Consider the following 10629-nt stretch of genomic DNA (forward strand, 5'->3'; position numbering starts at 1 on the left):
GTCCAATGATCTGCTTGACGTGACCGATATTTGCCATAACTATATCAACAGTTTGAAGATTAATTGATTCCGATGCTTCAAAATCGCGGCAAAGTTAGGCTTTAGAACTGATAATCAAAAGAAAATTTAACAGTTATACAAATGAAATCTTTTTTCAGCTGGAAAAAAGGCTGGCTACCCGTTCTTTTTTTTGCCTCAGGAATGGATGTTGGACTTAAATTTCATCCAAAGGTGTCTGGCAAAATATAATTTTTGTCATTTTACACAGGTACCATTACTTTTATGCCTCCCTCAACCATTCAATCTACCATGCGTATCAGTATCCTGCTGCCAATTTTTAATGAAGAACGCTATTTGGCGGAATGTTTGGACAGCATTTTGGCCCAAACTTATCTGGATTGGGAGTTACTCGCCATCGATGATCAATCGACCGACAGTACGCCGCAAATTCTGGCGGCCTACCAGCAACGGGATGCACGCATTCGCCCATTGCGCAATCCCGATAAGGGCGTGATTCCTGCCTTGCGCCTGGCTCTGGAGCAAAGCACTGGTGCCCTCATCACCCGCATGGATGCCGACGACATCATGGCCCCACAAAAACTGGAGCGCATGTACAACTTGCTGGTCGCGCATGGTCCCGGGCATTTGAGTACCGGTTTGGTCAAATACTTTTCCGATGCCCAATTGGGCGAAGGCTACGCCCGCTACGGGGAATGGATCAATCAGGTCAATCTGGAAAATCGGCAATGGGAGGAAATTTACCGCGATTGCCCTATTCCCGCCCCTTGTTGGTTGGTATACCGCGAAGACTTGTTGCAGGCGGGGGCTTTTGAGCCCAACATCAAACCCGAAGACTACGATCTGATTTTCCGCTTCCGCCAAATAGGCCTCCAACCCCATACCGTGCCCGAAGTACTACTCTACTGGCGCGACCATGAAGACCGCACCACCCGCATGAACGAGGAATACAACATCCAGAAGTACTTCCGCATGAAATTGCCTTGGTTCCTGGCCCTGGATCACGACCCCACTCGCGAATTGGTGCTCTGGGGTGCTGGGCCGAGGGGGAAAGCTTTTGCGACCATGCTCAACGAGGCCAAAGTGAAGTTCCGCTGGATATGTGACAATCCCCGCAAGTGGGGGCACCAAATTTATGGGGTAATCATGGAGGAGGATTCCAAGTTAAAAGAGTTGGGGCCGATGCAAATCATCATTTCAGTAAGTTCGCCCGCTGATCAAATCGCAATCAAAAGCTTGCTAGACGAATTAGGGCTTAGGGCAGGTTTAGACTATTTTTGGTTTTGTTAAGGTAAAATGACAATTCAAACTGTAACATTTTAACACATCTCCCCTTATTAATTAAGCTTTGTTGTCTGAAAACGCATGAAAAAAATACTAAATCGTGCTTTTTAGAGTTATCTTGTAGTTCAAAAAATAGTCACTTGACCATGAAATATTGTGTAATAGGTCTGCTCGTCCTTTTTTCCCTCAACATGATCTGGGCCCAGTCGATCCCAGAACTGGAAAAGCAGCTCCAGGAAACGACCAATGCGCAGGAAAAAATCACCCTCAATCAACAACTGGCCAACGCTTATTTGACCAGCGATGTGGAAAAAGCCCTGAGTTATGCCAAGGCCGCGGCCAGAGAATCCAACAACAGCGGCAATAAAGTTCAGGCTGCGGCCAGTAATTACCTTATTGCCACCATTGCCGACCGCAAAAAAGATGAAGGCAACTTCAAACTCTATATGAGGAATGCCATTAATTTCTCTAAAGAAGCCAATGATCTGGATATGTTAATTCGCAGCACGGATCGATTAAGTTCTTACTTCGTCAAAAAACGTGAATGGGACGATGCTTTCAAAACCACAAAAGTGGCTTTCGATTTCATCAATGCTAAGGGCTATAACATGAGCGAACTTGAAAACCGCTATAGTACCCAACGTGGTGCCCTGGAAAAAGAAAAACGCAACCTCGAAGCCCAGATCAACCAAATTCAGGCTCGCCTCGCCGATCTTTCTGCGGAAAAAAACCAACTGAGTACCGAAAAAGAAAAACTGGCAGAATCCAACGAAAAGCTGGAAGAAAAAAACCTGATGGCTGAGGAAGTAATTACGCGCAAGGACGAAGACATCCAGACCATCTCCAAAGCCAAAGTTGAAGCAGAAGATGCGGCCAAAGCCAAAGAAGCAGAAGTAAAACAACTTTCGCGTGAAAAACTGGAACAAGAACTGGTTCTGGCCGAAAAAGAAGCCATCATCACCGTAGCCAAATTGGAAGCTGAAAAACGCAAAAATGAAGTAGCGGCACAAACCAAATTCATCCAGTTGAGTGGACTGGCTGCAGCATTTTTCCTCCTGCTCTCCATGTTGCTTTTTGGGCGTTTCAAAGCCAAACAACGCAGCGAAAGAACCCTCGCTGAAAAGAACAAGATCATCGAACAGGAGAAATTGCGCAACGAAGAGCTACTGCTCAACATCCTGCCTAAAAACATTGCTGACGAGCTCAAAGCCAATGGCAAAGCCAAAGCCCGCCGTTTTGACCAGGTTACTGTACTTTTTTCAGATTTCGTCAATTTTACCAAAATAGCAGAGCAGCTGACTCCAGAAGAACTGGTAGAAGAACTGGACAAATGTTTCAAAGCTTTTGACCACATCACCAAGCAGTACCCCGACATTGAAAAAATCAAAACCATCGGAGACGCTTACATGTGTGCATCTGGTTTATCCGAACGCAAAGGATTACCGAACAACCTGGTTCAGGCTGCCCTTGACATGCAGTCTTACCTGGAGGAATACAAGGAGTTGCGCATCAAACAAGGCAAACCTTATTTTGAAGCCCGCATCGGCTTGCATACAGGTCCGGTAGTAGCTGGAGTAGTAGGGGATGTAAAATTCGCTTACGACATCTGGGGCGATACCGTCAACCTGGCTTCCCGCATCGAAGCCAACAGTGAAGCTGGCCAGGTGAACATTTCCCAAGACACTTATAACCTGATCCGTTACCGCTATGATTGCGACTATCGAGGCAAAATGCCCGCCAAAAACAAGGGCGAGCTCGATATGTATTATGTGAACAAAAAAGCAAGTACGGTGGGTGCTGCATAGGAACTTGTGTGAACTCTAAAAACGAGTTTGGAATGATCAAAACTTTTTGTATTTTTATGCTCCTTCAAACGCAGCTTACAAGATGTCATTCCAACTCGTTTCCAAATATTCCCCAACTGGCGATCAACCTGTAGCCATTACTGAGTTAACTAATAGATTGAATGCAGGTGAACGTGCCCAGGTACTCTTAGGGGTAACAGGGTCGGGTAAAACCTTTACCATTGCCAACGTTATCGCCAATGTGAATCGCCCAACTTTGGTGTTGACCCACAACAAAACCCTCACCGCTCAATTGTACGGCGAGTTGCAAGACTTTTTTCCTGACAACGCCGTCGAATACTTTGTTTCTTATTACGACTATTACCAGCCCGAGGCTTACCTCTCGGTGAGTGACACCTACATTGAAAAAGATTTACAAATCAATGAGCAGGTAGATAAGTTACGCTTACGGGCTACTTCCAATTTGCTTTCCGGACGACGCGACATCATCATCGTTGCTTCGGTTTCTTGCATTTATGGTATGGGCAACCCGGAAGATTATAAAACCGGGATTATCCGCATCCAAAAGGGGCAGGTTATTTCACGCAATGCCTTTTTGTACAAACTGGTAGAAAGCCTCTATTCCCGTACGGAAATTGAGTTCAAGCGCGCTACTTTCCGTGTACGTGGCGATACCGTGGATATCAACTTGCCCTACGTGGACTACGGCTACCGGATTCAGTTTTTTGGCGACGAAATCGACGAAATCGAAATGATCGAAGTGGAAACGGGCAAACGGATTGAAAAAATGAGCACCGCCGCCATTTTCCCCGCCAACCTCTACATTGCGCCCAAAGAAAGACTGGGCATGATCATCCGCCAGATTGAAGATGAATTGCACGATCAAGAGCGATTCTTCGAACGAGAAAGCCGCATATTGGAAGCCAAACGCATCCACGAGCGTACCAGTTTTGACCTCGAAATGATCAAGGAATTGGGTTATTGCAATGGGGTTGAAAACTATTCGCGTTTTTTTGACGGGCGAACAGTGGGTACTCGACCCTTCTGTTTATTGGATTATTTCCCGGACGATTATTTGTTGGTCATTGACGAAAGCCACGTCACCATTCCACAGCTACGGGGCATGTATGGCGGAGACCGGGCGCGCAAGCTTAGCCTGGTAGAGCATGGTTTTCGGCTGCCTTCGGCGATGGACAACCGCCCGCTCAATTTTACAGAATTTGAAGGCCTCGTCAACCAGGTCATCTACGTCAGCGCCACGCCTGGCGATTACGAGTTGGAACAAACAGGCGGAGTGTTGGTAGAACAATTGATTCGCCCCACTGGCCTGTTGGACCCGCCCATCGAGGTGCGCCCCAGCCTCAATCAAATCGATGATTTGTTGGAAGAAATTCAACAACGCATCGAAAAAGATGAACGGGTGTTGGTAACCACTCTGACCAAACGAATGGCTGAAGAACTGACCAAATACCTTTCCAAACTCAACATCAAGGTGCGCTACATCCATTCCGAGGTGGACACCATGGAGCGGGTGGAAATTTTGCGCGACTTGCGCTTGGGAGGTTTCGACGTGCTGATCGGGGTCAACTTATTGCGGGAAGGTTTGGACTTACCCGAGGTATCTTTGGTGGCGATTCTGGATGCCGATAAGGAAGGTTTTTTGCGCAACGACCGCTCTTTGACCCAAACTGCTGGCCGGGCTGCCCGGAATTCTAATGGATTGGTGATTTTTTATGCCGACAAAATCACCGACTCCATGCAGCGTACCATTGATGAAACAGTTCGCCGCCGGGCCATCCAAATGGCCTATAATGATGAGCGAGGCATCACCCCTAAAACTGTCTTTAAATCGAAGGAAGAAATCCTTAACCAAAGGTCCATTCTTGATGTGCGGGGCAAAACAACCCAGGCCTACATCGAACCCGAAACGGTGACCATAGCTGCGGACCCATTGGTAAACTACATGACACGGGATCAATTGGAAAAACTGGCCCAGGAAACCGAACGCAAGATGAAACAGGCCGCCAAAGAATTGGATTTTATTACAGCGGCACAATTGCGGGATGATTTGTTCGCATTGCGAGAAAAATTAAAAACCGTGTAGGGGCAACCCAATGTGGTTGCCCCTACCTGGTTACCCGTTGATGAGGGCGGCCACATAGGGCCGCCCCAACAGGATAATTTATTTCACCTTGAAATCCACCTGCACATCTGCCCACATCAGGGAAACAACCCCTTTTTTGGAAACGCCAATGGTCATTTGTTCCGTGAAAGCTTTGGATTTTTTAGCAGGTACATTTACCCTAATCACATCATCAGCCTCCTTGTAAGTATAGGCACCCCAAGCAATGGTTTTGTTGATGATGATCGTCCATTGATCGGCATTGGGAATGGTGAACAAGGCGTATTTTCCTTTAGGAACCGCTTTACCTTGTACCATTACATCAGCAGAAAACTCAATAGATGTACTGGCGTTGGCACCCGTACGCCATACCTGGCCGTAGGGCACCAGTTTGCCCCAAATCTCACGGCCCTTCACTGAAGGTTGGCTGTACTCAATGGTAACCGTTTTGCCTTTGATTGTTGCACTGGCTTTAGCTGCTGGGCTGGCTGCGGGTTTATTTTCCTGAGCATGGGCCAATAAACCGATCATGGATAAGCTAAGTAACAAAAAAATCTTTTTCATGTTTTGATATGGTTTGATGTGATACAAAATTAGTAGGTGGGGCACTAGTTGTTCACAAAGATGTACAAAATCTTTTTGGTATACCTTATCAAAACACGATCAAGGTTGTTCAAGTTTAAGCTTCTCCTCGCAAGAAATATTTAGAGTAATACCTGCGAGCTCCCTGGCTCTGTTCTTTCGCTGGCTGATGCCCCCCTAAATCCACCAAAATTGAATTCAGGATACGGTATGGCTCGGTAACTGGCAAGTAGGCTGAATCTTCGTGTAAAGCTTCCTCTGGCAAAACATCAATACGCTGAGGCATCCGGTTGAAATGGGCCAAATAGCGCAAGGCAGATTCTTCAGGTAGTACCACCCGGATACTCCCCACTCCATCGGGCCAGGCTCCCAGAATATACTGTGGGTTGAGGCGCTTAATTTTGCTGACCGGCAAGCGGCAAATGCGCGACAATTGAGCAAAAGAATTTACTTCCATCACTTCAATATTACGGGTACCTCCATTTAAAGCGTCAGGTATTTTTGGTGAAATTTGAAACTTTTCGAAAAAGTTGGAGATATAGGCGGCTGCATAAAACTTGGCCAGGTAGGATTGTGTTTGCAGGGGCAAATGTTTGCGTACCAGTACAAAGTCAGTGGATTTGGCGCGGCGTACGGCATCGTGCATGCGACCAGAACCACAATTGTAAGCGCCAACGACCAACTCCCAATTGCCAAATTCAGCATACAAATCTTTGAGGTATTTTACTGCGGCCAGCGTTGCTGCTTCAGGGTCCCGTCTTTCATCACGCCAATCACTCTGACGTAACCCATAGTGCCTGCCCGTAGAAGGCATAAATTGCCACAAACCTACCGCTCCACTGGGCGATTCCACATCTGTACGCAATTCAGATTCCACCATTGAGAGGTATTTCAACTCCAATGGCATCTGTTGGGCGCTTAAGTGCCGCTCAAAAATGGGAAAATAATACATACCACGGCCTAACATCGCGGAGGTATGGGCTTTGCCATGAGCAGTATACATATTAACATACTCTAAGGAGTGGCTGTTGGTAAGTGCCAAATTCGGCAAATTATCGCGCTGAAAAATCGTGACAGCAGAAGGGTGAATCTTTAAAAAATCGCAATCAGAATTGGCGTTAACAGGGCCGACAAAACTCATGGCCAAACAGGGTGCTAAGAGAAGTTGGTACACTCCTCGGGGACAAGTGGTGTTCATGGGAATAAAAATTTCTTGTGTTTGAAATATGTTCAGTGTACTGGATTACTTATTGTGGCAGAACTGCCATTAGGTAGGTAAATAGATTAACTCCAAAAGCTTAATGCAAAGATAGTTTATTTAACTTAAAACTAAAACTCTTGTAGTCAACACCTTAGAAAAAAGTTTTCCACATGCTTTTTTGTGCAACGAGAAGAATGTTACAGGTCTATGCTTTATGCAGGTGATAAACTTTTAATTTGTTAAAATAAAAATGAGTGAAAATTCAAACCAATACTCTTAAACCAATTTCCACAATACCTTCACGGTTAATTTTTTGTAAATCAATGTTTAAGACCTGATTTAACAATTCGACTTGTAGGGGTGCTTCGATTTTGATGTAATTATCCGTAAAGCCGGCCATCAGATTTTTGTCTTTGTGTACTTCAAACAAGACCGGGCGATTTTGTCCGAGGTGCTGCTCGTAAAAATGCCGGCGCTTTTTTTCACTCAAAATGCCCAACATCTCATTGCGCTCCCGCCTTACATTGACGGGGACTACACCATCCATTTCTGCGGCAGGAGTATTGGCCCGTTCGGAATAGGTGAATACGTGCAGATAGGAAATGTCCAGATCGTTGAGGAAATGATAGGTTTCCAAAAAGTCTTCGTTGGTTTCCCCAGGAAAGCCCACAATGACATCCACTCCAATACAAGCATGTGGCATTTGTTGCTTGATCCGCGCCACCCGCTCTACGTACAACTCCCGGGTATAACGTCGGCGCATCAGCCGCAGTTGCTGGTTGTTCCCTGATTGGAGGGGCATGTGCAAATGGGGTGCAAAACGTTGTGAGCCTGCCACAAAATCGATGATCTCATCGGTACACAAATTGGGCTCAATTGAAGAAATCCGAAAGCGGCTGATGCCCTCTACTTTGTCCAGCTCCTTGATCAAGTCGATGAACATTGCTTCCTTCTTGGGTGCAGTTCCTTCGATCACCTCGGTTCCATTGCCAAAATCGCCGATGTTCACCCCGGTAAGTACAATTTCCTTCACGCCCATTTCGGCGATTTTCCAGGCGTTGGCCACCACGTTTTCCACCTTGTCGCTGCGGCTAGCACCGCGAGCTTGGGGAATGGTACAAAAAGAACATTTGTAATTGCAGCCATCCTGTACCTTGAGGAATGAACGGGTGCGGTCGCCAAAAGAAAAGGCATCAACAAAGTTGCGGGCCTCCCGGACTTCACCTGCGTGAACCATCCCCTTGCCAGGTGCTTTCGATAGGGTATCGATAAAATCCAGAATGCGGAATTTTTCTGCAGCCCCCAGCACCAGATCAACACCGGGAATTTCAGCAATTTCCTCGGGCTTGAGTTGGGCATAACAACCCACCACCACCACAAAGGCCTGCGGGGAGTGACGTAGGGCCTGGCGCACTACCTTGCGGCATTTGCGATCCGCAAAATCGGTCACGGAACAAGTATTGATCACATACACATCGGCACCCTGCTCAAATTCCACCTCGGTGTAACCCGCTCCTTCAAACAAACGGGCAATCGAGGAAGTCTCGGAGTAGTTCAATTTACATCCCAATGTATAAAATGCGACTGTTCTCGGTGTGGCCATGCTGCACTGTTATCTTTAACTTGAGGGCGATAGAAAAATAAATGCTCATTTTGCCAAAGGATTAGATGAGTAAACGCTTTATTTCAAGTGTCTCATCTAATCCTTTGGCTCAAGAAAAATGAGCATTTATTTTTGCCCCACTATTTGATGAAAAACAGGGGGCAAAGATAAGCCTTTCTCCATTATAGCACAAACAATGCGCTGCATGAGTTGAACTTTTTCAAGCGCAAACCTTTATACAAAGAAATCATATCCCCATGTGGACAGAAAAAGACAACCAACTCTCAGCAACTTTCCATTTTAAAGATTTTAGCCAGGCCTTCGCTTTTATGACTGAAGTGGCAATGTTGGCCGAAAAGCACGAACACCACCCTTTATGGACCAATGTCTGGAATCGGGTGGAGATTAATCTGAGTACCCACGATGCTGGTGATATTGTAACGGATAAAGATCGGGACCTGGCCAAGGCGATTGATCGGATTTTGACACGTTATCAATGACATAGTAATGGGAATTAGAATAAATCCTCCCCAAACCATACTGCGATTGCCTGACATTGAGTAGCTTTACTGCCATGATTGTGTCATCTAAATTACCGGGCGTAGGCACCACCATCTTTACGGTTATGTCTGCCCTTGCGCAAGAACACGGGGCCATTAATCTTGCGCAGGGTTTCCCGGATTTTCCGTCCTCCCAACGTTTAAACGAGTTGGTGGCCCACTACATGCGTCAGGGTTACAATCAGTATGCCCCTATGGCGGGTGTACCGATTTTGCGCCAGCGCATTGCCGAAAAAATTGATGGCCTGTACGGCGTAAAAATTGATCCGGATCAGGAGATCACCATTACTTGTGGGGCCACCGAAGGTATTTTCACCGCCATTGGCGCATTAGTCAGCCCTGGCGACGAAGTCATTATTTTTGAACCCGCCTATGATTCTTACCGACCCAGCATTGAGCTATTCGGCGGGGTGACCAAATCCTTTGAACTCAGTGCTCCCGATTACACCATCGATTGGGATCGACTACGGCGTTTGATCAGCATGAAAACCCGCATGATCATCATCAATACGCCTCAAAACCCCATCGGAAAAATCCTGAAGCCAGCCGATATGCAGGCCCTGGAAAAACTGGTGAGTAGCAGCGACATCATCATTCTCAGCGATGAGGTGTACGAACATATGGTGTACGATGGCCACGAACACCAAAGCATTTTGCGCTATCCAGCCTTGCGTGAGCGGGCATTGGCGGTGTATTCTTTTGGCAAAACCTTCCACAATACTGGATGGAGAATAGGCTACTGCGTTGCCCCACCTGCCCTTACTGCTGAGTTCCGCAAAGTGCATCAATTCAATGTTTTTTCAATCAATACCCCCATACAATATGCCTTGGCGGATTTTTTGGAGGACCCCCACGAATATCTCGGTTTAGGTACTTTTTTTACCCATAAAAGAGATTTTTTCCTCGATGCCATCGAGGGTTCGCTGTTTCGTCCATTGTTGAGCGAAGGTTCTTATTTCCAACTTTGTGATTATAGCCAGATCAGCACCGAGCCTGATGTGGATTTTTGCCGCCGCCTGACCATGGAGCACGGCGTTGCAGCAATTCCCGTTTCCGTATTCTACCACAGCAAGCGGGACGAGAAGATCATTCGTTTCTGCTTTGCAAAAAAAGAAGAGACTTTAGAAAAAGCGGCAAAGCTATTGCGGGAGATCGGAAAGGGTTGAGGTCCATCCACTTCAATTCGTCACCTGCTTAGTTCTACTTTGTCAGATTAGAAATATAGTAAATTTATGGGGTTTAAATCAAAAAAAGATGACTGAAAAAAACTGGAATCCTACGTTAGTTGCTACGGTGGCTACTTTGTCCGAGGCAAACGTTCAGTCTTGGGGCATTGTCAGGAGTACTTGAAAGGCTTGTTTCACGAGTGCAAAAGCAACATCGAGCGAATGGCGGAACGGATACCCGAAAGCGAATATCAAAATCTGCACCACTTCATCAGCCACTCGGAGTGG

Annotated in this window: 8 protein-coding genes; 5 read left to right on the forward strand and 3 right to left on the reverse strand. The window is 46.5% G+C overall.

The genetic code is table 11. The features are described from left to right. The first annotated feature begins 252 nt into the window (after positions 1 to 252). The 3 genes from SFV55_RS17045 (at position 253) to uvrB (ending at position 5211) form a co-directional block, all read left to right on the forward strand. Complete coding sequence (locus tag SFV55_RS17045) at positions 253 to 1308, forward strand: glycosyltransferase family 2 protein (protein ID WP_320030736.1); 1056 nt, start codon at positions 253 to 255, stop codon at positions 1306 to 1308. Positions 1309 to 1448: 140 nt separating this feature from the next. After that, positions 1449 to 3107 carry an adenylate/guanylate cyclase domain-containing protein gene (locus SFV55_RS17050; RefSeq protein ID WP_320030737.1) on the forward strand — a complete coding sequence of 553 codons (1659 nt, stop codon included), beginning with the start codon at positions 1449 to 1451 and terminating at the stop codon, positions 3105 to 3107. 82 nt (positions 3108 to 3189) lie between these two features. Beyond that, entirely contained in the window at positions 3190 to 5211 is a 2022-nt protein-coding gene (uvrB, locus tag SFV55_RS17055; RefSeq protein ID WP_320030738.1) for an excinuclease ABC subunit UvrB, read from the forward strand. A 78-nt stretch (positions 5212 to 5289) separates the two neighbouring features. Here the strand turns inward: uvrB and SFV55_RS17060 are convergent, their stop codons facing one another. The 3 genes from SFV55_RS17060 to mtaB all read right to left on the reverse strand — a co-directional run bounded on the left by SFV55_RS17060 (position 5290) and on the right by mtaB (position 8615). Next, positions 5290 to 5793, reverse strand: coding sequence for a DUF2911 domain-containing protein (locus SFV55_RS17060; RefSeq protein ID WP_320030739.1), 504 nt, complete (start codon positions 5791 to 5793; stop codon positions 5290 to 5292). Positions 5794 to 5908: 115 nt separating this feature from the next. Beyond that, entirely contained in the window at positions 5909 to 7009 is a 1101-nt protein-coding gene (locus SFV55_RS17065) for a lytic transglycosylase domain-containing protein (RefSeq protein ID WP_320030740.1), read from the reverse strand. Between the two features lie 265 nt (positions 7010 to 7274). Beyond that, on the reverse strand, positions 7275 to 8615 hold the full coding sequence (gene mtaB, locus SFV55_RS17070; protein ID WP_320030741.1) for a tRNA (N(6)-L-threonylcarbamoyladenosine(37)-C(2))-methylthiotransferase MtaB: 1341 nt from the start codon (positions 8613 to 8615) through the stop codon (positions 7275 to 7277). 257 nt (positions 8616 to 8872) lie between these two features. Between mtaB and SFV55_RS17075 the strand changes: the two genes are divergently transcribed. Together SFV55_RS17075 and SFV55_RS17080 are read left to right on the forward strand one after the other, a co-directional pair. Then, entirely contained in the window at positions 8873 to 9115 is a 243-nt protein-coding gene (locus tag SFV55_RS17075; RefSeq protein ID WP_320030742.1) for a 4a-hydroxytetrahydrobiopterin dehydratase, read from the forward strand. A 74-nt stretch (positions 9116 to 9189) separates the two neighbouring features. Beyond that, positions 9190 to 10341, forward strand: a complete 1152-nt coding sequence (locus SFV55_RS17080; protein ID WP_320030743.1) for a methionine aminotransferase — start codon at positions 9190 to 9192, stop codon at positions 10339 to 10341. The last annotated feature ends 288 nt before the right edge of the window (positions 10342 to 10629 follow it).

Origin of the sequence: Haliscomenobacter sp. (genome assembly GCF_033763495.1) — a bacterium.
Classification (GTDB): Bacteria; Bacteroidota; Bacteroidia; order Chitinophagales; family Saprospiraceae; genus Haliscomenobacter.

What these genes read in the sequence shown, in the direction of transcription:
- SFV55_RS17050 (WP_320030737.1), top strand. Translation starts at nt 1,449, where the DNA reads ATGAAATATTGTGTAATAGGTCTGCTCGTCCTTTTTTCCCTCAACATG.
- uvrB (WP_320030738.1), top strand. Translation starts at nt 3,190, where the DNA reads ATGTCATTCCAACTCGTTTCCAAATATTCCCCAACTGGCGATCAACCT.
- SFV55_RS17060 (WP_320030739.1), bottom strand. Translation starts at nt 5,793, where the DNA reads ATGAAAAAGATTTTTTTGTTACTTAGCTTATCCATGATCGGTTTATTG.
- SFV55_RS17065 (WP_320030740.1), bottom strand. Translation starts at nt 7,009, where the DNA reads ATGAACACCACTTGTCCCCGAGGAGTGTACCAACTTCTCTTAGCACCC.
- mtaB (WP_320030741.1), bottom strand. Translation starts at nt 8,615, where the DNA reads ATGGCCACACCGAGAACAGTCGCATTTTATACATTGGGATGTAAATTG.
- SFV55_RS17075 (WP_320030742.1), top strand. Translation starts at nt 8,873, where the DNA reads ATGTGGACAGAAAAAGACAACCAACTCTCAGCAACTTTCCATTTTAAA.
- SFV55_RS17080 (WP_320030743.1), top strand. Translation starts at nt 9,190, where the DNA reads ATGATTGTGTCATCTAAATTACCGGGCGTAGGCACCACCATCTTTACG.